The organism is Methanothrix harundinacea 6Ac (assembly GCF_000235565.1).
Lineage (GTDB): Archaea > Halobacteriota > Methanosarcinia > Methanotrichales > Methanotrichaceae > Methanocrinis > Methanocrinis harundinaceus.
Genome location: NC_017527.1, coordinates 1,278,673 through 1,302,897, shown reverse-complemented (window position 1 = coordinate 1,302,897; position 24,225 = coordinate 1,278,673). Strand labels below are relative to the sequence as shown.

Here is a 24,225-nt window from a genome sequence, read left to right as displayed (position 1 = left end):
TGGCCCCCCGCCTCGCGCCGACCTCCACCATCACGAGGCCGCAGGACGAGGAGGCCGCTGAAGAAGAAGGCGATGGGATTTCCCGCCCCGAACCCTCGCCGCCTATTTACCCTATGGGCTCCTCGGATTTTCCCATGAAGAGGATCTACATGGACCACGCCGCCACCACCCCGATGGCCCCGGAGGTGATCGAGGCGATGAATGCCGCCTTCGTCGAGATCTTCGGCAACGCCTCCAGCCTCCACCAGCCGGGGCTAGCAGCCCGGGCCGCCCTGGAGGAGGCCCGAGAGCGGGTGGCGCGGCTCATCGGAGCCGAGGCGGGAGAGGTCTACTTCACCAGCGGCGGGACCGAGTCGGACAACCTGGCGATAAGGGGCGCCGCCCTGGCGAACCGAGACCGAGGAAGACACATCATCACCACCTCCATCGAGCACCCCGCAGTCCTCGAGCCCTGCAGGAAGCTGGAGGAGGAGGAGGAGGGGTTCGAAGTGACTCATCTCCCGGTGAACCGGGAGGGTCTGGTGGAGGTCGAGGCCCTGGAGGCGGCGATCCGGGAGGATACGATCCTCATCTCCATCATGCACGCAAATAACGAGATCGGGACGATCCAGCCGATCGCCGAGGCGGCGGAGCTGGCTTCCGATCGAGGGATCGTCTTTCACACCGACGCCGTCCAGACCGTCGGCAAGATCCCGGCGAAGGTCGACGACCTGGGGGTGGACCTCCTCTCGATCTCATCCCACAAGCTCCACGGCCCCAAGGGGGTCGGCGCCCTCTACATCCGGAAAAAAACGCCGATCGAGCCGATCGTCTTCGGCGGCGGCCACGAGCGGGGGATGAGGTCAGGGACCGAGAACGTCCCCGGGATCGTCGGCCTCGCCGCGGCCTCGGAGCTGGCCGGGAGGAACCTGGAGGGGGAGATGGTGAGGATCAGCGGGATGAGGGACAGGCTTGCTGACTACGTCCTGGAGCGGGTCGAAGAGACCTGGGTCAACGGCTCTCGGACGAAGAGGCTCCCAAATAACCTCAACCTCGGCTTCTCTTACATCGAGGGGGAGGCTCTGCTGCTGCGGCTAGACGCGAAAGGCATCGCCGTCTCCACCGGCTCCGCCTGCTCCTCGAAGAAGACGGTGGCAAGCCACGTCCTCACCGCCATCGGCCTGCGGCCCCAGGAGGCCCACGGGTCCCTGCGGATCACCCTGGGGCGGGAGAACACCGACGAGGAGGTCGACCGCGTCGGAGAGGCGATCGTCTCCGTGGCCGAGAGCCTCCGGGCGATGTCGCCCTTCAGAAAAGCTTGATTCCCATCTTCCGAGGATAAAAAAATGATGGATTATCTCCGGCCGGAGGGGGGGAGGTAAGGGCCCCTCAGTCCTCATCCTGGCCGGACCTCACGAGGACGGCAGGGCCCCGGCGGATTGCCATCATCTCCTCCGGCGCGAGGACCGCCCTCCCGGTGGCGATGAGCCTTCCGTCCTCGTCTACGACCAGGACCTCCTCTCCGGCCCTCACCTCGGGGTCGACGCTGACGACGTGCTTTGCGAAGGCGGTCCCCCCCTTCGCCACGTAGGGGGCCACATCCCTTCTGATCACGACCCTCTGCCGGGGGGGAGGAAGAAAGTCGTAGAGGAGCTTTGCGCCCAGGGCGCTCAAGGTGAGAAGGCCGTCTCTCGCCCTCACCGTCGCTATCCTCTCTCCGTCCCGATGAAGGTGCCGCAACCTTCCGGTATTCGAGAGCATGAAGGTGGTATCTTCCCCGAAGAGGGCCCGCCCGCAGCCGCGGCCGAACTGGAGGTCGGCTATCATCCTCGCCCTTTTTAGCATCCTTCCCGGGTTTCGCCCCACCGGCTAAAAAGGCTGCCGATCCGATCCGGGGCCCCGGTGCACCGCCCACCCACCATAACCTATTTTGCCCCCGAGGCAATCCTCACCAGAAGATCGTTTATCGGTGATTTAATTGAACTTCCTCGATGATGTGGACCCCGAGATCGCCTCCGCCATAAGAGATGAGCTGGAGCGACAGAGAAACGGCCTGGAGCTGATCGCCGCCGAGAACTTCACCAGCCCCGCGGTGATGGAGGCCTACAACAACGTGATGACGAATAAATACGCCGAGGGCTATCCTGGCAAACGGTACTACGGCGGCTGCACCTTCGTCGACGTCGCCGAGAACCTGGCGAGGGACCGGTGCCGGGCCCTCTTCGGCGCCGAGCACGTCAACGTCCAGCCCCACAGCGGCTCCCAGGCGAACATGGCCGTCTACCTCGCCCTCCTCAAGCCCGGCGACACCGTCATGGGGATGGCCCTCGACCACGGCGGCCACCTCTCCCACGGAAGCCCCGTCAACTTCTCCGGCAAGATCTACAACGTCGTCCACTACGGCGTCAATAGAGAGACCGAGATGCTCGACTACGGCGAGATGCTGGATATAGCAAAAGAATGCTCCCCGAAGATGATCGTCACCGGCGCCTCCGCATACCCGCGGACCATCGACTTTGCTGCCCTCCGGGAGGTGGCCGACGAGGTGGGAGCCTACCTGATGGCGGACATCGCCCACATCGCAGGTCTCGTCGCCGCCGGGGTCCACCCCTCGCCGATACCCCACGCCGACGTCGTCACCACCACCACCCACAAGACCCTCCGGGGCCCGAGGGGCGGCGTGGTCATGTGCAGGCAGGAGATCGCCCCCGCCATCGACAGGGCGGTCTTCCCCGGGGTCCAGGGCGGCCCCCTGATGCACGTCATCGCCGCGAAGGCCGTCGCCTTCAAGGAGGCCCTGGCCCCCGAGTTCAAGGTCTACCAGGAGCAGATCGTGAGGAACGCCGCCGTCATCGCCAGGACCCTCCTTGAGAGGGACTTCGAGCTCGTCAGCGGCGGGACCGACAACCACCTGATGCTGGTCAAGCTCCTGAAGATGCCCTACTCCGGAAAAGATGCCGAAGCGGCCCTGGAGCGGGGGGGGATCACCCTCAACAAGAACACCATCCCCTTCGATCCGACCTCGCCCTTCATCACCAGCGGTATCAGGATCGGGACCCCAGCCGTCACCACCCGGGGGATGAAGGAGCCGGAGATGGTCCAGATCGCTGAGATGATCGCCTCCGTCCTCCGGAACATAGGCGACGAGAAGGTCATAGCCAGGGTGAAAGACGAGGTGGCTGAGCTTTGTCTGAAGTTCCCCCTATATCCGGAACTGGGATGATCATCGACGGCAAGGCCCTCGCCTCCGAGGTGGAAGCCGAGACGAAAGTGAGGGTCGATGAACTCGCAGCCCTGGGCGGAAGGCCGGGGCTTGCGACGATCATCGTCGGCGATAACCCCGCCTCCGCGATGTACGTCAGGATCAAGCACTCCGCCTGCGATCGGGTCGGGATAAGGTCCGAGAATGTGAACCTCCCGGAGGGCGCGGGGATCGATGAGATCTTGGAGACGATCCGGGGCCTCAACGAGAGGGAGGACGTCAGCGGCATCCTCCTCCAGCTCCCCCTACCCCGGGAGCTCGACCCGGCGCGGGCGATGGCGGCCATCGACCCCGCAAAGGACGTCGACGGCTTCCACCCAATGAACATGGGCTCCCTCCTCGCCGGGGCCGAGGGGCTAGTTCCATGTACGCCGAAGGGGATCATCTGGGCCCTGGAGAGGCTTGGGGTCGACTTAGAGGGGAAGGAGGCGGTGATCGTCGGCCACAGCAACGTCGTCGGAAAGCCCCTGGCGGCGATGATGCTCAACAGAAACGCCACCGTCTCCGTCTGCCACGTCTTCACCAAAGACCTCGCATCCCACACCCGGAAAGCCGAGGTCCTGGTGGTGGCGGCGGGGGTCCCGGGCCTCATCCGGGGGGATATGGTCCGGCCGGGGGCTTACGTCTTCGATGTGGGCATAAACAGGGTCGGTGGCCGGACCGTCGGGGACGTCCAGTTCGACGAGGTGATCGGGGTGGCTGCGGCCGTCACCCCCGTCCCCGGGGGGGTCGGACCCCTCACCGTCTCGATTTTGATGAGCCAGACGGCGAAGGCGGCCGAGATGAAGATGAAGATGAAGGAAGGGTGAAAACCCGGATCGAAGGGTTTCGAAGGAAGGGCGAGCTGGATGTCTCTGGTGGTGGGCTTTGCGGGGAAGAAGAGGGCGATCGTAGCCGGGGACAAGAGGAGCATCGCCTTCTTCGGAAGAGCCGAGGAGCTGGAGGAGGAGCTTTACGGCGGCGAGATCAGGAGCCGCGAGGATCTCCAGAGGAGATGCGAAGAGCTCGGCTCAAAGGTCGCGATCGCCGACGGCCGGGAGAAGGTCTGGGATAGAGGAGGCGTCCTGGCGGGGGAGGTGACGGAGATCTCCGCCGAGAGAGAGAGGCGGAGGAGGATCTACCTCGTCCCCGGAGGGTACCTCCTGGTGGAGGTCGACGGCAAAAGAGCCGAGATATCGAAGAGGGGGGCGTCGACGCTGATCATCCTCGGAAACAGGTTCACCCGAGATTTCGCATTCAAGCGGCTCGGATCTGGGAGGCCGCCGGACGAGGCGTCTATCAGAGCTTTATTCGAGGAGGCGGGGAGGGCCACCGCCTCCGTCAGCCCCGATTATACCGTCCTCACCTCCAGCTCGATCCATCGAGACCCTGAGGCGGCCCTCCTCCGGGCCCTGAGGGAGGACTGCGAGGAGGGAGGATGGGAGCTCTGCGGTCTTGCGTGATCCTCGCCGGGGGCGCCGGAAGGAGGATCGGCTCGGAGAAGGCGTTCCTCGAGCCCTTCGGCCGAACGATGATCGAGGCGACGGTGGAGGTGGTCGAGGAGGTGGCGGCCGATCTGGTGGTGGTGGCCAGGGACTTTGATCAGCTCTCGAGGCTCCGGGGGCTCGTCCCCGGGGCGAGGCTCGCCTCCGACCCCGTCCAGGGCTTCGGCCCCGTGGCGGGGCTCGCCGCCGGGATGGAGGCGGCAGCAGGCGATTACGCCCTCGCCGTCGGCTGCGACCTCCCCTTTCTGAACCCCCGGGTTCTGGAGCTCTTATTCGACCTCGCCGAGGGGCACGACGCCGCGGTCCCGGAGGGAAAAAGCGGCTTCCTGGAGCCGCTCCACGCCGTCTACAGGGCCGGCCCCATGGCGCGGGCCTGCCGGGAGGCTCTGGCCGCGGGGGAGCGGAGGATCCGGGCCCCCCTGGAGGGGCTAGCGGTCCGGACCGTCCCCCTGAATCTCCTCCGCCCCCTCGACCCCGAGCTCTTGAGCCTCTTCAACCTCAACACCGACGAGGACCTCATCGAGGCCCGCCGGATCGAGGAGGTCAGAGGTGGCGCCGGAGGACGAGGTATACGACGTACACGACAAGAGCGAAGATCGCTATCCCGGCTAGAAAGCCTATGACGTTCCAGAGGAGGACGGCGACTATGAAGGCGAGGACGAGGAGGAGGGCGTTCTTTGCGAGGGAGCGGCTCCCCCCCGCCCCGGCCGAAATCTGACGAGGCATGGCTCCAGTTATCACCCTTCAGTTGATAACGATTTCCGTTACGATTTTCCGACCGATCTCCTTAGGGACCAGAATCTCCTATTTCGCCATTCCGCCGTCAGGTCCAGCTCTGGAGGAGGCGGTAGACCAGGTAGACGACGGCGGCGAAGAGGATGAGCCGGAGGATGACCCCCAGGAAGTTCCAGAGGAGGGCGACGATCACCACCGCCAGGACCAGGAGGATGATCTTCTGCTCGCGGCTCCGGATCCTGCCCGATCTGCCCGCCATTCTGCATCTCATGGCCGGGAGGTGGGCCCTGCCTTCTGATAACCCTTTCCGTCTGGGACGGGCCTGGATCAGGATCGAGACCTCAATCCGAGATAGAGGATGTAGACGATGACGAAGGCGAGGAGGAACTTGGAGAGGAACCAGAACGCATCCCAGAAGATCAGGGCGAAGAGGAGGGCGAGGAAGAGGAGGCCCACCGTCTTCTCCTTCCTCCTCTCCTCTCCCAACTCCGTCGGGGCCGCTGGCCGATCCGTATCGAGATCCGCGCTGCGATCCGCATCCCTGGCCCTCCTCCTCCCCTTCCCCAGCTCCTTCGGCCTCATGCCCTCCCGTTTTGGGGAGGCGGGTAATAACCCTTTCCCGCCGTCCCCCGGAGCCTTCGGCCGCCGCATAAACCCGCCTTCAAGGTCGATGTATCCTCATCTCTTCATCTGGTCACCTCATCTCATCTTCTCATAATCTCATCTTCTCTTCATATGGTCATCTCATCATCTCACCATATCCTCCCCCCTCAACCAGACCCTCCCTCCTCGACTCCGCCACCTCGACCGCCCTGACTTCGAGGGCGCCTCCGCAGAAAACGGCGCCGATGGCTCGGAGCCGGCAAATTTTGGCCTTCCGCCCAGAGGAACCAAAAGCGTTATACATCCCCTCTCCTCTGGGGGGGGTGGTGATATCTTTTGGAGAGGCTTGAGCTGGTGATCAGGAACGCAGAGGAGGTCGTGACCCTCGACGAGCTGAAGGCGCTGATGGAGGCGAAGGAGAGGCCGAGGGGGTACGTCGGGTACGAGCCGAGCGGAAAGGTCCACATGGGCCACATGCTCACCGCAAACAAGCTGATCGACCTCCAGGCCGCCGGATTTCAGGTAGTCGTCCTCCTCGCCGACCTCCACGCCTACCTCAACGAGAAGGGGACCCTGGAAGAGGTGAGGGCGACCGCCGACTACAACCGCGACTGCTTCATAGCCCTCGGCCTCGACCCAGAAAAGACGGAGTTCGTCTACGGGACCGACTACCAGCTGGAGCCGGAGTACGTCAAGAACGTCCTGAAGATGGCGCGAAACACCACCCTCAACCGCGCCCGCCGATCGATGGACGAGGTGGGCAGGAACATGGACAACCCCCACGTCTCCCAGATGATCTACCCCCTGATGCAGGCGGTGGACATCGCGGCCCTCAGAGTCGACCTCGCCGTCGGGGGGATCGACCAGAGGAAGATCCACATGCTGGCTAGAGAAGAGATGCCCAAGCTCGGCCTGCAGCCGCCGGTCTGCCTCCACACGCCGATAATCTCCGGCCTCAACGGCGGGAAGATGTCCTCCTCGAAGGGAAACTACATCTCCGTCGACGACTCCGCCGAGGACCTGGAGAAGAAGATCATCTCCGCCTACTGCCCCGCCAAAGATATCGAAGGAAACCCCGTCACCGAGCTCTTCAAGTACCACATCCTCCCCCGCCTGGGGGCGGTCACCATAAGGCGGCCCGAGAAGTTCGGCGGCGACGTGACGTACGATAAGTACGAGGCGCTGGAGGCGGACTACCTCGCCGGGAAGATGCACCCCCTGGACCTCAAGAAGAGCGCCGTGGAGCATCTGAACGCGATTTTGGAGCCGGTGAGGGAGAAGATGGGGTGAGGGTGCTAGCTAGATCTAAAAGGAGGGCTTTTAGAGCTCACAACTCAATTTTTATATCATAAATCTGTTGTTGGTAAATTTTCTTTATCAGAACATAGCTATATAGACAGAAAATCAGTATTGTCGTAATCATCTCAAGGATAATGTTAAACAAATAAGATATATAAGAGATGAATATATTTTTAATATTCTATATGAAAAGATCGCATGACAGTCACGCGGTTAAATTGTGTGCTGTGAACTTGTAGTGCTACTAATATCACTTATTGGGATGACTTATCCGTAGGCATAATATCAAGTTTCTCGCTTGGAGAAAGTAAGTTCTGCCTAATCAGCTGAGTAAGTCTTAATATGAATAAGCTAAAGAGGGATGATTAGATGGCTGTAAAACTTGTTGTTTCATCCGAGGAGCTTGTCGATGAAGATCTCCAGGTATTAGCGGCAGATTTATTCAAGTCGATCTCTAGAGAGACTGATATAGATGCAAAATTGCCAGAAGGTTCAATAAACGAAAAGGCTAAGGGAGAACCGATCACGCTAGGAGTAATTCTTTTATATTCTATAAAATTTGGAGCCTTAGCTGCATTATTTGGCGTGTTAAAATCATATTTTGAAAGAGAATCGTCCTTGGAATTGAACATACATCGAAGTGATGGAGCTGAATTATCTATAAGTGCGAAAAACATGCGTTCGGATCAGATAGAAGAGACGTTCAAAAAAGCAAGCGAGTTTTTAGGGACGTCTGAATATGAATGAAAATCGTTACGCTGTTTTGATTGCTAGTAGTCAATTCCAGGACTCTAACTTGCATAACTTGAAGTGTCCTGTAAATGATGTAAAAGATTTCAACGAAGTGCTCATTTCCAAGGATTATGGAAATTTCTCTGAAACTTTGCCGTTAGAGAATTGTGATAATTTCGAAATTATGAAAGAGATGGAAAAAGTCTTCAAAAAAGCCAGTAAATACGATTTAGTTTTGATTTATTATTCGGGCCACGGTAAACAAGACCGTGCTGGAAAGCTTCACCTTGCTACCGCTAATACCGATATAAGTCTTTTAAAATCAACATCTATTCCAATAGAAAATATAAAGGGATTTATAGATGATTCATATGTTAATAATGTGATTATAATTTTAGATTGCTGCTATAGTGGTTTGGCTGGTGACGAACTTAGCCGCGGTAGCGTCGACGAACAACTAACATCGCTGTTTAAAGAAACGAGCGGTACTTACATCCTAACCTCTTCAACTAGTATTCAGCAATCTTGGGAGAGTGAATCAGAGAATAATGGTATATTTACAAAGCACTTAGTTGAAGGTATTCGAAGTTGGGGTGCTGCTAACAATAATGGCGATATCACAATGGATGGCATTTACTCTTATATCCAAGAGCAAATGAAATTAGATCGAAAACAAATACCGATGAAGTGGGCACTGAACGTGCGCGGTGAGGTAGTACTTGCTCACAATAGTAATTTTAAAGTCAGAAGCATTGTTATTGAGAATAATGCCCGACTGTCTCCACGTTATACCTTGAAGCAGACTTTTACGCATATTCCTGATAGGATACGTAATTTGGGCAATCTAGCCTACAACCTGTGGTGGAGCTGGCATCCCGAAGGAAGAGAGCTTTTCATAATGCTTGGCGGTCGGGCGGCTTGGAGCCGAAACGGCCATAACCCCGTCAAGATGATGCACGAGCTCGACGACGGCGTCTTCAAGCTCGCGTCTATGGACCCCCGTTTTTTGAGGTACTACGATGCAGTTATGGCCAAGTTTGAGAGAGGAATGGACCCTGCAAGCGGATGGTTCAAAACTAACGTTGCAGATCCAAAGGATTGTAAGATTGCATACTTTTCTGCAGAGTATGGTCTGCATCATGCCCTTCCAGTCTATGCGGATGGTCTTGGTTTTCTGGCGGGAGACTATCTGAAGGAGTGCAGCGATCTCGGGGTTCCCATTGTTGGAGTTGGCTTCATGTACCCAGAGGGGTATCTCCTCCAAAGGATCACATCCGACGGATGGCAAGCAGGTGCCTGTGAGAGGTTAGAGAGAGAGAACGCTCCTGTTAAGAAGCTACTGGACGAAAACGGAGACCCCCTCCTTGTGGAGATTTCAGCATTAGAAAAACCGATATATGTCGCGGTTTGGAAGGTCCAAGTAGGAAGAGCCGATCTCTACCTTATGGATACTGCTGTCGACGCCAACGAACCCGAAGACCAGATAATATCGAACAGAATTCATACCAGGGACTCTGAACAGAAGCTGAGGCAAGATATCGTCCTAGGCATCGGTGGAGTCAGGGTATTGAAAGCTTTGGGGATTGAACCCTCAATAATCCACCTTAACGAGGGTCAACCTGCCTTCGCCATCCTAGAGAGACTAAGAGAACGGATTGAAACGGGCAGCAGACGTGAGGAAGCTGAAGAAGTGGTTAAGAAGACAACGCTTTTCACTACCCATACACTGGTTCCTGCAAATCAGGATAAATTTTCGTTCCAGCTGATGGATAAATATTTTAGGACGTATATCCGACTCCTTGGAATAAGTTGTGAGGATTTCTTCAAACTCGGGATCGATCCCAGAGACCCGGCCAGCGGCTTTGACATGACCGCTTTCGCCCTGCGTATGTCCGCCTATCGCAATTGCGTCAGTAAACGACATCAGGAAATAGTTATAGATATGTGGCGCAACTTCTGGTCCGACTATCCTAATGACGAACTTCCAATTGATAACGTAACCAACGGAATCCACGTTCCCACTTGGATAGATCGTGATTTAGGAAACAAAATTTTCAACAAATATCTTGGTAGGGGATGGTTGGAAGAACATGACGACCCCCGGATTTGGGAGCTGATGGACGAGATTCCTGACGCGGTCTTGTGGAAGCATCATCGACGTATGAAATTGAAGCTACTTAACGAAATCACAGAGAGGGCTAGGAAGAACTGGTACTCGTGTAACGAACCAAATCCAAAGACCATTACGCCTTTTGGTGTTATGCTCGACCCGAATGTTCTTACTATAGGTTTTGTACACCAATTCGCTTCTTACAATAGGGCGACACTTATATTCCGAGATTTGGAAAGACTCAGGAAAATTTTAACAGACCCTTACAGGCCGGTCCAGATCATTTTTGCAGGCAAAGCCCATCCCGATGACCAGTATGGAAAGATCCTCTTACAACAGATCTTAAATGTGGCCTCAAACAAGGACTTTGGGGGAAGGATTGCATTCGTAGAAGACTACGATCAATACATTGCTCAGTATATGCTACGTGGTGTGGACTTGTGGTTAAACAATCCAATACCTTCAATGGAAGCATGTGGAACTAGTGGGATGATGGCATCACTCAACGGTGTTCCACAGATCAGCATATTCGGTGGTTGGTGGGTTGAGGGATATAACGGCAAGAACGGATGGGGCTTCGAGGGAGCTAAGGATATCGACGAGAGTGTCAGGGATGACGAGGATGCAGCCACTATATACGATATACTGGAAAAGGAAGTTGTACCTCTCTACTATAGGGTGGATGACGGAGGTGTGCCTAGGAGTTGGGTCAATGTGATGAAAGAAGCAACTATGAATACAGGGTCGCATTTCAGCTCAAAGAGGATGGTTAAGGAGTATGCTGAAAAGTTCTATAAAAATATGGTGAATTATTCTATTTTGTAGTTTTGTTATAAACCGCTACTTTTGAGCCACTGAGTTGAGATTAATACTATTAAATTCATACTAACTTCTATCCTCAGAAGCCGCTCCTTCTCCTCAACAGACAAAAGATTCGGGTACTGCCCTCATCGAAGAGAAGCCCGACCACCCCGATGGTCGACCAGCCGACGACGGCGATGGCGATCACCCGATACAGGCGCGCCTCCGAGGTGATCGGCGCCGATCCCGGCTCTGCGGTCGAGGCGGCGGGAACGCCCCCGAGACCCTCGTCCCGACGGCGGCGATCTAAGTCCTCCCACCCAACCCTTAAAAGCACATAAAAGCAGGCGGACCTAAAGGAGATTGAAGATGACCCGAGCCAGATATGCAATCATCATCGAGAAGGGTGAGCGAAATTACTCTCGCATACTGCCCGGACCTTCCCGGCGTGGTCGCAGCCGGCAAGACTGGAGAGGAGACGGCGGAGCTGATGAGAAAAGCGATAGAGCTTCATCTGGAGGGCCTGAAAGAAGACAACCTCCCCATACCCGAGCCAACCACCACCGCGAGATGCGTCGAAATCTCCGTCTGAGGCGTTTGCCCCCTATTGGAAGAGATTATATAATATGGTCGAAATAGCGTTTCACGTTCCTGACGAGGCCTTCGAGTCCTGAAGCTCGATCCCGAGGAGCTGGGCCGGAAGATCCGGATGGCAGCGGCGGCCAAGCTCTTCGAGATGGGGAGGCTATCGTCGGGAGCCGCCGCCAGGCTCGCTGGCATCCCCCGCACACTTTTCCTGTTGAAGCTCGCCGATTACGGCATCGACGCCTTCGATCTGACAGAGGAAGAGCTGAGCAAAGAGGCCCAACGCGGCTTGAGCCATCGAAAAGATTTCTTCCGCTGAGAGAATAAAATCGATATCAGTAAAGGTTAATTGGTGCGGGGGATGGGATTCGAACCCACGAACTCCTGCGAGACTAGGCCCTGAACCTAGCGACTATCCGTAATGGTGGCGACTATCCGTAACGGTGGCAACTATCCGTAGCGGTGGTAACTATCCGTAACGGTGGTAACTTAGGGTTTTAAGTCTCTACAGATACCAATTTGTCTGAACATATTGGATGCTCTACCAATCCTGTGATAAAAGGTTGTACCTAATTTGAGGGTTGGATGAGATATGGGAAAAGCAAAAGTCAATTGGAACGTCCAAACAGCAGAGGAGCACAAACTTGAAACTATTGTAGAAAACTACAAACGTTTTCTAACTAACCAAGGTTATCGTTATCAAACCATCAGTCTCTACAGTGGAAGGGTAGGCAAATTTATTGAGTATTCGCGACCAAATGAACCTTGTACGAAAAAAGCAGATGATTATAGAGACCTTTTGCTTGATCAGGGGGCTTCTAAATCCCATGTTAACAACACGGTTTTCGCCTTAAAAAAATATTTTGAGATGAAAAACATTGATTGGTCTACAAAAATACTGACCAGAAATGACAGCCTACCATATTATTTTGATGAAAATGATGTATTAAATATTTTTAGTGTCTGCAGCAACATTAAGCATTTAGCTATGCTTAAAACCCTTTTCTATGGGTGTCTTAGATCAGGGGAATTATCCAAGCTTGAGGATAATGACTTAGATTTAGACAAAAGGACTATAAGGCTTCGGGAAACAAAAGGGGGTAGGGACGACATAGCTCTTTTGAATGATGAATGCGTAGAAACTCTCAGGATCTACTTGAATATTCGACCAAAAATAGAAGTCGAGGGTAAATACCCGTTATTCTTCACTGATAACTTCAACCTTTGGGATAGAGGGGATATTCATAGGATGTTTATGGGTTATAAAAAGAAGGCTGGAATAAAGAAGCCTGGAGCGGTTCACGTTTTTAGTAGGCATAGTCCAGCCACAATTATGGTTGCTAAAGGTTGCGACATTAGAATAATCAAAGAATTATTAAGGCATAAGGATATTAGAACGACTTTGAGGTATGCGCACGTCGCGAATGAAACTAAGAGGAAGATGTATGAGGAGTATTTAGTGTTGTGATATTTTATCAGGGCATCATCATTTTAAAAAATAGCCATAAAATATACATAGTATAGCCTTCTTTGGACATACTATGAAGGAACTATACTTAGCCGTATTATTCCTCTTTATAGGACTAGGGACAGCTGAAGATATCCTAGATGGGAACTTTTCTATTTCTATCCCCGATGGTTGGTATATAGCAGAAAATAATACAAACAAAACTATAATATCAGATAACATATCAGCCATAAGAATAGATAAGGTTTACTTATCAAATGAAGAGTTAGATAATATTATTTATTATTTTATTCATGATCAAAGGGGTTTTCTCCAACATGTAAAACCTGAGGAAGTCAACTGGAGAGTCATTAAAGACCTGACACCGTGGTATGTAAATGATGCGATTTGTGAATATTATAAAAAGAATATCATAAATATTGGTACCGCATTTAGCGGAGGAACTGGATTAAGCATTAAACCGGATGGTGAAGAATATGCAACGTTTTTTATGGATCAATATAATTTAAATTGGGTTATTGTTTGGATTAAACCAGAGTATAATAACAGTTTTATAGGTATAAGGGCTATATTTTCTTCTGATAATACTTATGATATGATGGCGTATGAATGGTATGGAGCAGATGATGATAAAGTTATACAAAAACCGCTATATGATTTATTAGCATCATTTGCTTTTGGAGAAAATGAGACGATTCGAGAAAGAAGTATATTAGAAATAATCTAATATTCTTTATAGAACTTGAACAACATCTAAATCAATGTGCAAGATCGCTACAGTGGCTAAAGGTGACACCTTTGAGATAACCCTGCCGAAACCTTCTTTTATAATGAAATGATCAATTCAAAATTGTAATCCTAGGAGGAGCAAAATGATGTTGAAAACTGCAATAGCATCCATTCTTTTGGGCTGCCTACTTACTTGTGGTATGGTTGCCGGAGAGAATGCACCTATAGTAAGTGAAGAAGCAAAAGAATTAGCTATTATCTCTATAGAGGGATATTCCCAAGTTCAGGATGCAGCGATTATCCAGGATGATTATACTCTTTCTCTCGCTCTTATTGTTGGTTGGTCTACTTCGGAGAAATACGGAAAAGAATTAGGTGATAACTTCGTGAGACTGGTAAAGACATTCAGCCCCGATGATCCGCCCGGAAAAGAAATTGGTGAAGGGATCTATAATTACATTATAGGAGTGTATTATCCGGATGAGTCAGAACTTGCCCTCGGTGCTAAAGTTTCGTATGCAGACCATATAACTTGGTAGGTGACATAAAATATGATACCAGAAACGGTAAAAAGCTTAGGGATTGCTCTATTGATGTTTTTGATTATGTGTGGTTCCGCAGTTGGAGATGACAAGTATATTCTCTGGGATTATAGTTCTTACACAACCGATAAAATTGGTTTTGGAAATAATCCTTGGCAGGCAAAACCTGGTTATGTATATATGGTTGTTGATATCGAGCTTGAAAACCATGGTTATTCAAAATTCGACGTTTCTCCATACAATTTTGATGCTTACGTTAATGACGTTCTATATACATGCGCTCATGCAACATTTGATCCCTCGATTGACACTTTGCCGATTAAAACGATTCAAGATGGCGATGTTGTTTCTGGAAAGGTTGTTTATGAGGTGCCTAAGGGTACCAGAGAGTACTATATTGAATACTTGATCTATTGGGAGTATAATTTTGTTAGAAAATCGTAAGAAATCTAAAATTTAAATTTTTTATATGATTTTCTTCTGTGGTTAACCCCCGCCTCCAAGTACCTAGAGGTTGAAGCTAAAGAACTATGTCCTAACTGGCTTTGAAGGTCAGAGATGGGAATTCCACAGTCCAGACTATGGATTGCATGGAGGCTCCGTAATGTATGGGGCGTAACCTTCCATAGATTCCTTTTGCCTTTGGTGTTATCACGATAGGCGACTTGGATTCCAGCCTTTACAGCTCCATCATGGACTATCTGCCTTATTCTCTGGCTGGTTACGTGGGGTTTACCTTGACCTGGGAATAGGAACTCACCTTCAAGTTGATCCATGTACCGTTTAAGATCTGGAACTAATGGAGCTGGAATTATTACCTCTCTATAGGTTTGTGTTTTAGTTTTGGTGGCGTTTAAGCGGATAAGTTGAGCCTCAAGGTCTATATCGCCCCTCTTCAACTGGACTAACTCAGAGACCCTTAATCCGGTACTTGCTAGAAGTTCAACTATTAAGCGGTCTCGACCATGAAGTACTGAGATAAGCCTATGGAACTCTTCGACCTCAATCAACTTAGTTATCATATCTTATACTGGTGGGGCTTTACCATATATAAGTTTCTACTTCTTATTATTAGTAAAAACTTGATCGGCAAATAGACCCTTGGATTATAGCTTAACACCCTCTACTGATATCGATTCCATTTTATCATTCTAAATTTTATGATGTTTATTAAAATCTTTTCGGTGGTCGCTGGCGAGCTTTGACAGCTAAAGCTTTTTGATCGTCATCTAGTTAAATAAAAGTAATTTATATTTTTTTTATTTATTTCTGGCTTATTTTAACCTTATGGTCGTCGCATATATACAAACGACTTTAACATAATCTTTAATATTTAATTATATTGTATATCTAAAAGATATATACAAGGTAAAACAGTATATATAGAGTATATACTTTTAATTTTACAAAATAATTACCTCATTTCGAGGTATTTGTTTTCTAAAACAATTAGGAAAATTTTTCCTAATTCCAAAATGCCGGACTTCAAGCTTAAGGTTTAGTCAATTTTTCAATCGTCCAACATTAGGCCGCTCTTGGCTACATGATTGGAGGAGCCAAATGAGTCAAATGAGTCAAATCTTCTACTTTGTCTTTTCTCTTCTATATTATATCATATAATTATATCTCAAAAATTCCAAGTTTAAAATTTGGCTCATATGACTCATTTGACTCAGGATAAGCCAACAGATAGCGATTTTAACAAAAAATTTTCCTGAGCTAAATTATTTTGGCTCATTTGACTCAGGATTTACCGTTATTTCGGTTTGCCTTTGTTCTTTCGGCGGTTGATCTTCTAGTCTATTGATAATTATATACACAACATTTTCTTTAACAGACCGTTGGATATCAACCTTTAAAGCCTCTCTAATTACTGGTGCAGAACGTTCAATAAAAGACCATAAAGACTTTGGAGCTTTCGGGAATCCATCAGGCACATGATACTTATCTAAGCCAGCAGCATCTAAAATTTCTTCATAAAATACTTGTGTTTGAATTACCGTTGCATCTGGATTTTTCGTGATGTATTCAGCTAAACTCTTAGTAAAAGCGTCTGTCTCCATGATTTCAACCCATGCATCAGAGATAGAACCTTCGAGAACGTCTAAAAATTCCTCCCCCATGCAAAACTGCCATAGATACCTGTTATCCTCTAGGCATTCACATATCCATAACGCAAAGTCTGCCATCCTGGGAAGACATTCTAAACAAACTTGGTCCCGGAAGTATAAGCCGTTTGATATGGTAGCATATAGCAGAGATAACAGCTTGGGATGCAACTCTTCAAAAATTTTGTTAATTTCACGTTCTGTCAGCCTTTTATGTTGCGGAATATGCTTAAGATGAATATGTAGGGCTCTATCTAATAGGTCCGGTCTATGGGTTAGGTTCCCGATACCATTAATCAACTGTAGCCGGTCGGCTCTATAGGTCTTTTCAGTATTATCAGAGTACAACTCTCTAGACGTAAAACCTCCACCAGTGGCTATAGATGCCATAGCGTCAGCTATAGGAGCGGGTATTCCAGAAGAGTTATCAAAGCTTAGAATCCAATTGTTTTTTGCCGCTACATATAGGTCTTGTTCTTTTGTAGGAGCTTTCACTAATTGGACGTGCTTGGGGTCTATGGTTAAACCGAATATACGGGAAAAACTAGATTTAGCAGACCCTTTTTCTCCGGTAACAAACAATACAGGATATGGTTTATCTGGCTTTAGAGCCCCTAATAACGCACTCCAAAAGAAGACCTGGCCTTTGTAGTCATTCTCTAGGTTTGTGATCATCCAGAGGTCATTAAGTAGATCGTCGATATAATCTCTAAGTTTAGGATCATCATCATCAATGGTGCACCATTTAGGATAAGGTAGGGCTTTCATATTATCGCTACGGATAAACTTGATGGGCGGATTCTGATCAAGCCAAACACCATTAGCCCCAATTCTAACAACTTCCCAATTTTCATTACAAAGATCATGATAAATGTAGCCGTCATTATCTTTACCGACACGTAAGAAGACAGGATACTCTTTCCCATTAAACAAAGCCCGATTTTCAAGTTCTGTTAGAACCAACTCAAGAGCGTTTTTGTTAAGGGCTTTACCTTCAGACTCATAATAAACTTTAGCAGGGTACAACCTTCCTTTTTTAGATCTAATGGGATGGTTTTCAAGATGGCCGTCTAGTTCAAATGTTATGTAACCTTCTCCCTCACTTTGCCATAATTCAACATTGCTATTTAAAATTAAATCTAATGTTATCTCTGTAGCAGACCTTTTATCTTGTTTAGCTAATAGCTTTTCTATTTTAGCCTTTTGTTCAAATTCTTTTACAAGTTCCGCTCTAATTTCTTCACGCATTAGTTCATCTAAATATTCCATTTCAGCTTGAAGTTTTTCTTCCTCTAGTTGCTTTTTAGATGGCTTATGAAAGCCATATATTTTTCTCTCTACCAATTCATTTTGGGTTAAACTTGTTAAATCCATATTATTATTCCTCCTAATAGATTTAAGAAGGAATAACCGAAAAGCTTAAATAGTAAAAGAAGAATCTCTACTTAAGCGTTTGGTATTCCTCCACCATAAGCTTTGTTCTCCTAAACTGGTTTGTTCCCACAAACCCTTTCAATTTTTTTAAGTTTTCTCATCTCTCCTATTCCTATTGCTTTATAAACGGGGTCTAGTTTAAAAGTATAAGCAATAACCTCAGCCTGGGGATTATACCCCCCATTAACAGATCTCCACGCCTCTATAAACTCCTCTTTTGAACCATAGCCTTCTAGTTTTACATCCTCTGGGGTGATATCTCCAAGTCGTTCAAGCTTTTTACCTGTTATGGCTATCCTAAACATAGACGGCTTATTCCTATGCGGTTGAACCGCATAATCTTGATCAACTTTATAATGTCGCCCTTTAACAGACCGTCGCGTCATAGTTTTAGTTCCATCTAAAATTTTCAGTATATGGTCCAAAGTAAAAATCATTTTAAATCTCTCCTAAATCCCTTCTTATTAGATAACGGTAGTATTCCGATGGAGTCATTTCCATTTCCTTTATTCTGTTCTCTATCTTTGTCCCTAGTCCGGGACTGACTCTAAAAGAGCAAACTTTATCATGAATTAACATATCATTTACCTCCTAAGTAAGCATACATATACCTTCTAGTATATAAGCTTTTCTATCGAACTAAACTATTATTTTAAAATCTCTATCTGATCTCTTTCTCTGGCGTTTTGGCCTTTTCTCTTTACCCTTATCTTTAGGATGTTTATTTTTATTATTCATAGTCAAACCCTCTTGAGATTTTAAAATAAGAACCTTTTCCTAACAAAGTCCGATGGACCGGCCCAACCTCATAAGTAGATACTAAAAAATAGGTAGGCTTATATATTATTCGTTTAATAATCAAAAAAACCACCGGAATATTGGGGAGAATCCTCCTCCTCTTCTACCTCTATCTCTTCCTCTTCATCTTCTGAGATCATGGAGTCCATTAAAAGGAATATGTTTAACAAATCACCCATAATCAACTGGTAGATAGCCAAGGTTAATGTTTTTGGGTCGTTCCTCAGCTCTTGCATGGATTCAATTTTGATAAACCCGTTCTCCAGGTTGTTAAATAAAATATCGCAATAATTATCATTTTCATGCAATATTAATTTTAAGTCCCGCAAAACGTTGTTAAACGTATATGGTGGTCTCATTTTTATTTAACCTCCTTTTTCATGCTCTTTTTTAAAGAGTCTTGAAGGGCTTTCATAGGGTCGTTGACTTGGAGCTTTGTGTCCTTCGTTATCTGTTGCCTTACTCCAATCACCGATTTAGACATCTCATTTATAAGACGGAGAGAAGTTATTAAATTTTTGTTAATGCTCTCTCCGTCTTTCAAGAGTTTGGATAGCCAAAAGGTCTGCATTGAGAGACTGAACCGAACCAGTTCTTCAATAGGTACTTCTTCAATGTTTTGACCGGGGAAGGCGTTGAACTCTACCGCCATAGTTTTTGTATCTTTTAAAAATTCTTTTATGGCTTGTTTAATCATCTCGTCTTTGTTACTCATAAAATCACCCCTCATTTTTCAGAAAATCTCTGATAGCTTCAACTAATAAAGCATTTCTACTTGTGTAATAATTGTTAGTCTTATACGATTCCAACTTATCTAAAAGGTTGTCCGGGACGTTTACGATTATTTTTACCATAGCTCTTTTTTATATATAAAGTATATAATAAGTTTATCCATAAAACTAATTTGGAATATACCAACAAAAAACCAATTTAAAAACTTAAATATATCTATATATCCCAAAACATATTTAAGACTATGCAAATTATAGAATATTATAATAATGGACACAGAAATATTGAGGGTGATAAATGTATTTCTTTAGCTGAGAGAGATAAGTTATTAACCCTGGAATATCGGAACCTGAAGAACGGATTGAAACAAGAATATTCTGTAGACTTCTCTGGAAAAAACCCCGAGATTGCAGCTCCCCAATCTTCTAAAAGTTTTGAAAAATTTAAAAGAGTTGAGGCTGAGAGAGAGAAGAACCTTGCTAAGATTCTGCAAATAGAGAAGTTTTGCCAAAAATATACGGAAATATGCTGTGTTTCAGAGTATGAATGGTTAAAATCTCAGTTGGTCAGTAACCAGCTTTTACTTAATGCGGAATTGGATTCTCTGGAAATTCGTATTACAAAAAAGCATAGTCAGCAGGTAGCCGGATACGTTAAGAGGGGACGTGAAATCCTGGGTGATGGAACATTGCCCCCCAGCAGTTATCTTCGTGTCGGCATCATGGATGAGTCCAGAAAAATTCAGAATCTTCAAAAAACTATTGATGAGTTCGAAAAACAAATAGGGGGCTGGCGGGCTAATGAAGCCGAGATTTTAGCTTATATTGATAAAGTTTGCGGGGTTGATCAAGTTGGATAAAGAAGAACATAGACGCCAACTAAATGAATTGCTAAATGTAGAGGATTCAACCGAAGAGTTCGGTTTTGCTGCAAGTTTAAGCGACGAAAATGCAAAATTAAAATATCTAATAAATTTAAAAAAGTTGATGGGGGAAGACCTTGATTTAGGGTTCGCGGCATTTATGCCAATTGAAGAGATTAAACTAAGGAGAAATTATAAATGAAAGTCAAAAAAACAGAAGGCGGGACTTTTGGGATGTATTCAAAGCCCCAAATTTTAGAGAATTGTGAGGAATTCCAGAATTTTCTAAAATCTCTAACTCTAAATCAATTCGTTGACGATAATATATATAAAGCTCTGAATCTTATAGCCGAAAGCATCTTGATCCGATATGAGAGCCTATCTTATGAGGTAGATTAAAACATCTGATTTGAGCAAAAATATAAAATCTATCGATGACGAAGGTGTTCCCCACATCTTCAGAGGCTAATAGGGGCTAGATCGTCAGTTTTCGACAAGGGGGTTCTATCCTTTACCCTTTGTCGGACCTCCAAACGGTGGGGCTTCTCTTCTTCACCCACCGATAGAAGGTGAGAGATTCCTTCTTTTCTCTTACCTTCTGATGGAGGTGTTAACATAAAAGAGATTAAGCATTATGTCTCCTTTGTCTCTGCCCTTTAAAATTATTTCTGAATTATTATTCTAAAAGTTCTAATTAGGGGGCTTTGTTGTTACATTCAGCTTGATTTATAAATACAGAATCATGTAGGCACAAGGTTGTACCTATTTCGCGATTAACTATTTTTACGATAAAGGCACAGGTTATTACATCAAGGGTTTGGTAGAAAACACCAAAATCGATATCAGTAAAGTTAAATTGGTGCGGGGGATGGGATTCGAACCCACGAACTCCTGCGAGACTAGGCCCTGAACCTAGCGCCGTTGACCTGGCTTGGCGACCCCCGCGATAAAGAGGCAACGACCAAGTCGCAGTACACCTATTTAACTGTATTCTTGCGTGCGGCTCATTCGTAGGGTCCTCGATGGCCCTCTCATCCCATCATCGAGGATCCCGGAAGGAATGGGGGAGGATTTCGGGGAGGGCCTGGGGGGGAGGCGGCTTGCCGGCCCGCCGACGGAAGGCCAATACCTTTAACTATATTCGGGCTGGAGTTGGAGGACGTGCGATCGATCCAGAAGACCGGAACAAAAGAGGCTGGCGGCAAGCTGGAGCGGAGCAGGACGTCGGGGGCGAGGTACGTCCTCCTGAGGCCGGCAGGCTATCCTCTCAAGAGCGTCTTTCAGGACAACCCCGAGGTCGATGACCCCCGCCTCTTCGAGCGCTACGCCCGGGAGCAGTGGTACGGGGAGCTGGTGAGGCCGGGCTGCTACCTCTTCGACCGGAGGCTCTACCCCGACTTTGCCTTCAAGGTGGTAAAGGCGAACCCCAGGGTCTCGGTCGTCGGATCGGAGACGAGGATCGTGGTGGAGAGGAAGAAGGCCGAGGCGGCGAAGATCAAGAGCGAGGTCACCTTCGACGACGTCGTCGGCCAGGAGGAGGCGAGGCGGAAGATGAAGATCGTCGAGAGGTTCCTCGCCGACCCCGAGATCTTCGGCAAGTGGGCCCCCAGAAACATCCTCTTCTACGGCCCCTCCGGCACCGGGAAGACGATGATGGCCAAGGCCCTCTCCCGGGAGACGAAGGTCCCCATGATCCCGATCAAGGCGACGACCCTCATCGGCGAGTTCGTCGGCGAGGGGTCCCGCCAGATCCACGGCCTATACCAGAGGGCGGAGCAGATGGCCCCCTGCATCATCTTCATCGACGAGCTGGACGCCATCGCCCTGGACAGGAGGTACCAGGACCTCCGGGGCGACGTCTCGGAGGTGGTGAACGCCCTCCTGACGGAGATGGACGGGATCCACTCGAGGAAGGGGGTCTGCACCATCGCCGCCACCAACAAGATCGAGTTCCTGGACGAGTCGATCCGGTCCAGGTTTGAGGAGGAGATAAAGTTCCGGCTACCGAACGCCGAGGAGAGGCTCTCGATCCTCGCGAGGAACGTCGAGACCCTCCCGGTGGAGGTGGGCGCCCTGGACCTCGCCGCCATCTCCAGGCTCACCGAGGGCTTCTCCGGCAGGGACCTCGTCGAGAAGGTCCTGAAGGTGGCCCTCCACGGCGCCATCATCGACGAGGTCACCATCGAGCAGCGCCACCTGGAGGCTGCGGCGGCGAAGGCGAAGAAGGAGACTAAGGAGCCTCCGGCGGAGATGTTCTCCTGAGGGGCATAGCCCCCCTACCTCTCGCCCGCCTCTTCGCCTTTCGAGGTCTCCTTCCCCCTCCCATTCATCTCCTCTTCAGTCCCGGTCCATCTACCCTGGGGGTGCCATCGGCCGCCCCTCGCCCGGGCGGTGGAGGAAAGGGCTTTTGTACAGTTTAGGCCAATAAAGGTCAGAATGGCGATGTTATGTGGCGGGTGATTCTGGCGAAGTTCAAGCGCTATCCGGCGCAGGAGAAGGTGGTGAGGCTGATCCTGGAGCGGGGATTTCAGGTGAGCGACCGGGGGAGGGTCGTCTCGGGGGGGATCGAGATACCCCACGCCCAGATCGCGAAGGAGCTGGACGTCGATCGGAGGGTGGTGGATACCACCGCCGCGGCGATCGTCGAGGACGGCGAGCTCTGGAAGATCTTCAAGAACGTCCGGTCGATGACCTCCCTCGCCGAGGTGGCCCCGGTGATGGGCCTCGGCGTCATCGTGATCACCCCCGTCGACGCCGCCCAGACCGGCCTCCTCGGCGAGGTGGCGAGCGCCGTCGCGAGATACGGCCTCTCCATAAGGCAGGCGGTCTCCGACGACCCCTACTTCGTCGAGCAGCCGAAGCTCACCATCATCACCGAGGCCAAGATCCCCGGGGAGCTGGTCCGGCTCCTCATGGACATAAACGGCGTTAGGAGAGTCACGGTCTACTAGAACTGGCGGCCTTTTGGTGATGATGAATGAAGATCGGCGTCTGTGGGGTAAGCTGTGAGATATGTCCTCGAAGGGTCAAAGGCGTCTGTCCCAACGAGAGTCAGGCTTGCGTTCCCAGGGAGAACCAGTTCTGCAAAATCGCGACCTGTGCCTTCAATAAAAATGTGAGGCATTGCTTTTTTTGTCCGGAGTTCCCCTGCGATACGACGAAGACGGGGCCCATAACTTTCGGCATCTGCCAGTACATCTCGGGTTAAACCTCGACGACGGTTCCGGCTAGCTCCTTCTGGCCGGCCCCTTCCGGCTGGCCCCTTCTAATCGAAGGCACCCCACCCTCGACTTACTCCTCTTTCCCGACAGCTCAAAGCCCATATCCCTCAACAGCTCCGGGGTCCTCCCCCGACCGTGGATCAGCGCCTCCACCAGGTCCGAGGGCTCGTCGATGTCGATTGAACACCGGAACGACTCGAAGACCCCGACCGAAAGCCCCAGCTCTTCCGCCCTTCGAAGGTGCTTCAAGAAACTGAGGCCGTAGTAGCAGACCCTAAACCGAGGGTCTCTGATGAGGATTATATTTGTTCCGCCCCCCCTCCCTGGAGCGATCACCACGTCGCCGGGGGTGCGGACGAGATCGGCGATATCCGAGGGGCTCATCAGGGGGAGGTCCGCCATGGCGATCAGGAGGTCGCCAGGCCAGCCCTTCCTCTCCTCCGCCTCGATGACGAGGTTGAGGGCCTCGTCCAGCTCCTTCGGAGAATCGAGGACCTCGATCCCGGACCTTTTTCCTGCTCCGCTTATCTTATCCTCGAGAACCCCACCCCCGGGAAGGGGACTCTTCAGCAGGATCGTGACGGTACCCAAACCCGAGACGGCGTCGACGACGTCCTCGAGCATCGCGAGGGCGAGCCTCTCCCTCTCCACGGTAGATAAGACCGTTGAGAGCCTGCTCTTGGCGCAGTCGAGCTTGAAGGGTATGACGACTCTTATGGGCCGCATGGCTGGTCAGACGCT

Annotated in this window: 30 protein-coding genes and 1 tRNA gene; 19 read left to right on the top strand and 12 right to left on the bottom strand. The window is 49.8% G+C overall.

What is annotated here, in order from left to right:
- Window positions 1-134 precede the first annotated feature (134 nt).
- Window positions 135-1,301: a cysteine desulfurase family protein gene (locus MHAR_RS06190; RefSeq protein ID WP_048144878.1), complete on the top strand. Its 1,167-nt coding sequence runs from the start codon at window positions 135-137 to the stop codon at window positions 1,299-1,301.
- A gap of 67 nt (window positions 1,302-1,368) precedes the next feature.
- Here MHAR_RS06190 and MHAR_RS06185 read toward each other — a convergent pair whose 3' ends face one another.
- A complete protein-coding gene (locus tag MHAR_RS06185; protein ID WP_014586758.1) occupies window positions 1,369-1,824 on the bottom strand; it encodes a PUA domain-containing protein in 456 nt (151 codons plus the stop codon).
- Between the two features lie 133 nt (window positions 1,825-1,957).
- Here MHAR_RS06185 and MHAR_RS06180 point away from each other — a divergent pair, with 133 nt between their 5' ends.
- The 4 genes from MHAR_RS06180 to mobA are packed head-to-tail and all read left to right on the top strand — an operon-like array spanning window position 1,958 to window position 5,348.
- The gene (locus tag MHAR_RS06180; protein ID WP_014586757.1) at window positions 1,958-3,202 is read left to right on the top strand and encodes a serine hydroxymethyltransferase; all 1,245 of its coding nucleotides are present in this window, start codon (window positions 1,958-1,960) and stop codon (window positions 3,200-3,202) included.
- The gene (locus MHAR_RS06175) at window positions 3,199-4,050 is read left to right on the top strand and encodes a bifunctional 5,10-methylenetetrahydrofolate dehydrogenase/5,10-methenyltetrahydrofolate cyclohydrolase (RefSeq protein WP_048144440.1); all 852 of its coding nucleotides are present in this window, start codon (window positions 3,199-3,201) and stop codon (window positions 4,048-4,050) included. The genes MHAR_RS06180 and MHAR_RS06175 overlap by 4 nt, the downstream gene beginning before the upstream one ends.
- A gap of 39 nt (window positions 4,051-4,089) precedes the next feature.
- Complete coding sequence (locus MHAR_RS12460) at window positions 4,090-4,683, top strand: DUF2121 domain-containing protein (protein ID WP_014586755.1); 594 nt, start codon at window positions 4,090-4,092, stop codon at window positions 4,681-4,683.
- Complete coding sequence (gene mobA / locus MHAR_RS06165) at window positions 4,659-5,348, top strand: molybdenum cofactor guanylyltransferase (RefSeq protein WP_081472288.1); 690 nt, start codon at window positions 4,659-4,661, stop codon at window positions 5,346-5,348. The genes MHAR_RS12460 and mobA overlap by 25 nt, the downstream gene beginning before the upstream one ends.
- Here the strand turns inward: mobA and MHAR_RS13360 are convergent.
- The 3 genes from MHAR_RS13360 to MHAR_RS06160 all read right to left on the bottom strand — a co-directional run bounded on the left by MHAR_RS13360 (window position 5,269) and on the right by MHAR_RS06160 (window position 6,042).
- Window positions 5,269-5,451, bottom strand: a complete 183-nt coding sequence (locus tag MHAR_RS13360; protein WP_143763315.1) for a hypothetical protein — start codon at window positions 5,449-5,451, stop codon at window positions 5,269-5,271. The genes mobA and MHAR_RS13360 overlap by 80 nt on opposite strands.
- Before the next feature lie 97 nt (window positions 5,452-5,548).
- The gene (locus MHAR_RS13355) at window positions 5,549-5,731 is read right to left on the bottom strand and encodes a hypothetical protein (RefSeq protein WP_143763314.1); all 183 of its coding nucleotides are present in this window, start codon (window positions 5,729-5,731) and stop codon (window positions 5,549-5,551) included.
- A 56-nt stretch (window positions 5,732-5,787) separates the two neighbouring features.
- Entirely contained in the window at window positions 5,788-6,042 is a 255-nt protein-coding gene (locus MHAR_RS06160; protein ID WP_014586752.1) for a hypothetical protein, read from the bottom strand.
- A gap of 357 nt (window positions 6,043-6,399) precedes the next feature.
- Here MHAR_RS06160 and MHAR_RS06155 point away from each other — a divergent pair, with 357 nt between their 5' ends.
- From MHAR_RS06155 to glgP, 3 genes are all read left to right on the top strand, one after another.
- Window positions 6,400-7,353: a tyrosine--tRNA ligase gene (locus tag MHAR_RS06155; protein ID WP_014586751.1), complete on the top strand. Its 954-nt coding sequence runs from the start codon at window positions 6,400-6,402 to the stop codon at window positions 7,351-7,353.
- 378 nt (window positions 7,354-7,731) lie between these two features.
- Window positions 7,732-8,109 carry a hypothetical protein gene (locus MHAR_RS13350; RefSeq protein ID WP_143763313.1) on the top strand — a complete coding sequence of 126 codons (378 nt, stop codon included), beginning with the start codon at window positions 7,732-7,734 and terminating at the stop codon, window positions 8,107-8,109.
- A complete protein-coding gene (gene glgP, locus MHAR_RS06150) occupies window positions 8,102-11,029 on the top strand; it encodes an alpha-glucan family phosphorylase (protein WP_014586750.1) in 2,928 nt (975 codons plus the stop codon). The genes MHAR_RS13350 and glgP overlap by 8 nt, the downstream gene beginning before the upstream one ends.
- A 73-nt stretch (window positions 11,030-11,102) precedes the next feature.
- Here glgP and MHAR_RS06145 read toward each other — a convergent pair whose 3' ends face one another.
- Window positions 11,103-11,342 carry a hypothetical protein gene (locus MHAR_RS06145; protein ID WP_048144439.1) on the bottom strand — a complete coding sequence of 80 codons (240 nt, stop codon included), beginning with the start codon at window positions 11,340-11,342 and terminating at the stop codon, window positions 11,103-11,105.
- A gap of 69 nt (window positions 11,343-11,411) precedes the next feature.
- Between MHAR_RS06145 and MHAR_RS06140 the strand changes: the two genes are divergently transcribed.
- The 6 genes from MHAR_RS06140 (at window position 11,412) to MHAR_RS06125 (ending at window position 14,773) form a co-directional block, all read left to right on the top strand.
- Window positions 11,412-11,597 carry a type II toxin-antitoxin system HicB family antitoxin gene (locus tag MHAR_RS06140; protein ID WP_228369510.1) on the top strand — a complete coding sequence of 62 codons (186 nt, stop codon included), beginning with the start codon at window positions 11,412-11,414 and terminating at the stop codon, window positions 11,595-11,597.
- Between the two features lie 117 nt (window positions 11,598-11,714).
- The gene (locus tag MHAR_RS06135) at window positions 11,715-11,909 is read left to right on the top strand and encodes a UPF0175 family protein (RefSeq protein ID WP_014586748.1); all 195 of its coding nucleotides are present in this window, start codon (window positions 11,715-11,717) and stop codon (window positions 11,907-11,909) included.
- A 273-nt stretch (window positions 11,910-12,182) separates the two neighbouring features.
- A complete protein-coding gene (locus MHAR_RS06130; RefSeq protein ID WP_014586747.1) occupies window positions 12,183-13,058 on the top strand; it encodes a tyrosine-type recombinase/integrase in 876 nt (291 codons plus the stop codon).
- A gap of 73 nt (window positions 13,059-13,131) precedes the next feature.
- The gene (locus tag MHAR_RS13345; protein WP_014586746.1) at window positions 13,132-13,785 is read left to right on the top strand and encodes a hypothetical protein; all 654 of its coding nucleotides are present in this window, start codon (window positions 13,132-13,134) and stop codon (window positions 13,783-13,785) included.
- A 145-nt stretch (window positions 13,786-13,930) separates the two neighbouring features.
- Window positions 13,931-14,326: a hypothetical protein gene (locus MHAR_RS13340; protein ID WP_014586745.1), complete on the top strand. Its 396-nt coding sequence runs from the start codon at window positions 13,931-13,933 to the stop codon at window positions 14,324-14,326.
- A 12-nt stretch (window positions 14,327-14,338) separates the two neighbouring features.
- Entirely contained in the window at window positions 14,339-14,773 is a 435-nt protein-coding gene (locus tag MHAR_RS06125; RefSeq protein WP_014586744.1) for a DUF4352 domain-containing protein, read from the top strand.
- 5 nt (window positions 14,774-14,778) lie between these two features.
- Here MHAR_RS06125 and MHAR_RS12885 read toward each other — a convergent pair whose 3' ends face one another.
- The 5 genes from MHAR_RS12885 to MHAR_RS06115 form a co-directional block, all read right to left on the bottom strand.
- Window positions 14,779-15,351, bottom strand: a complete 573-nt coding sequence (locus MHAR_RS12885; RefSeq protein WP_081472287.1) for a tyrosine-type recombinase/integrase — start codon at window positions 15,349-15,351, stop codon at window positions 14,779-14,781.
- A gap of 702 nt (window positions 15,352-16,053) precedes the next feature.
- Window positions 16,054-17,811 carry a hypothetical protein gene (locus MHAR_RS13335; protein ID WP_014586743.1) on the bottom strand — a complete coding sequence of 586 codons (1,758 nt, stop codon included), beginning with the start codon at window positions 17,809-17,811 and terminating at the stop codon, window positions 16,054-16,056.
- A gap of 110 nt (window positions 17,812-17,921) precedes the next feature.
- Entirely contained in the window at window positions 17,922-18,296 is a 375-nt protein-coding gene (locus MHAR_RS13330) for a hypothetical protein (protein WP_143763312.1), read from the bottom strand.
- Window positions 18,297-18,722: 426 nt separating this feature from the next.
- Complete coding sequence (locus MHAR_RS13685; RefSeq protein WP_048144435.1) at window positions 18,723-19,028, bottom strand: hypothetical protein; 306 nt, start codon at window positions 19,026-19,028, stop codon at window positions 18,723-18,725.
- A gap of 2 nt (window positions 19,029-19,030) precedes the next feature.
- Window positions 19,031-19,384, bottom strand: coding sequence for a hypothetical protein (locus MHAR_RS06115; RefSeq protein WP_143763310.1), 354 nt, complete (start codon window positions 19,382-19,384; stop codon window positions 19,031-19,033).
- A 261-nt stretch (window positions 19,385-19,645) separates the two neighbouring features.
- On the opposite strand from MHAR_RS06115, the gene MHAR_RS13320 reads away from it, so the two are divergent.
- Window positions 19,646-20,260 carry a hypothetical protein gene (locus MHAR_RS13320; protein ID WP_014586741.1) on the top strand — a complete coding sequence of 205 codons (615 nt, stop codon included), beginning with the start codon at window positions 19,646-19,648 and terminating at the stop codon, window positions 20,258-20,260.
- Complete coding sequence (locus tag MHAR_RS06105; RefSeq protein WP_213859487.1) at window positions 20,253-20,465, top strand: hypothetical protein; 213 nt, start codon at window positions 20,253-20,255, stop codon at window positions 20,463-20,465. The genes MHAR_RS13320 and MHAR_RS06105 overlap by 8 nt, the downstream gene beginning before the upstream one ends.
- Window positions 20,466-21,120: 655 nt before the next feature.
- Here the strand turns inward: MHAR_RS06105 and MHAR_RS06095 are convergent.
- Window positions 21,121-21,208: transfer RNA gene (locus MHAR_RS06095), tRNA-Leu, on the bottom strand.
- 216 nt (window positions 21,209-21,424) lie between these two features.
- Between MHAR_RS06095 and MHAR_RS06090 the strand changes: the two genes are divergently transcribed.
- The 3 genes from MHAR_RS06090 (at window position 21,425) to MHAR_RS14200 (ending at window position 23,471) form a co-directional block, all read left to right on the top strand.
- A complete protein-coding gene (locus MHAR_RS06090; RefSeq protein ID WP_014586740.1) occupies window positions 21,425-22,525 on the top strand; it encodes an AAA family ATPase in 1,101 nt (366 codons plus the stop codon).
- 185 nt (window positions 22,526-22,710) lie between these two features.
- Entirely contained in the window at window positions 22,711-23,214 is a 504-nt protein-coding gene (locus MHAR_RS06085) for an amino acid-binding protein (RefSeq protein ID WP_014586739.1), read from the top strand.
- Between the two features lie 26 nt (window positions 23,215-23,240).
- Window positions 23,241-23,471: a DUF3795 domain-containing protein gene (locus MHAR_RS14200; protein ID WP_081472286.1), complete on the top strand. Its 231-nt coding sequence runs from the start codon at window positions 23,241-23,243 to the stop codon at window positions 23,469-23,471.
- 19 nt (window positions 23,472-23,490) lie between these two features.
- On the opposite strand, the gene cofC is transcribed toward MHAR_RS14200, so the two are convergent.
- The gene (gene cofC, locus MHAR_RS06080) at window positions 23,491-24,210 is read right to left on the bottom strand and encodes a 2-phospho-L-lactate guanylyltransferase (RefSeq protein ID WP_014586738.1); all 720 of its coding nucleotides are present in this window, start codon (window positions 24,208-24,210) and stop codon (window positions 23,491-23,493) included.
- Window positions 24,211-24,225 lie beyond the last annotated feature (15 nt).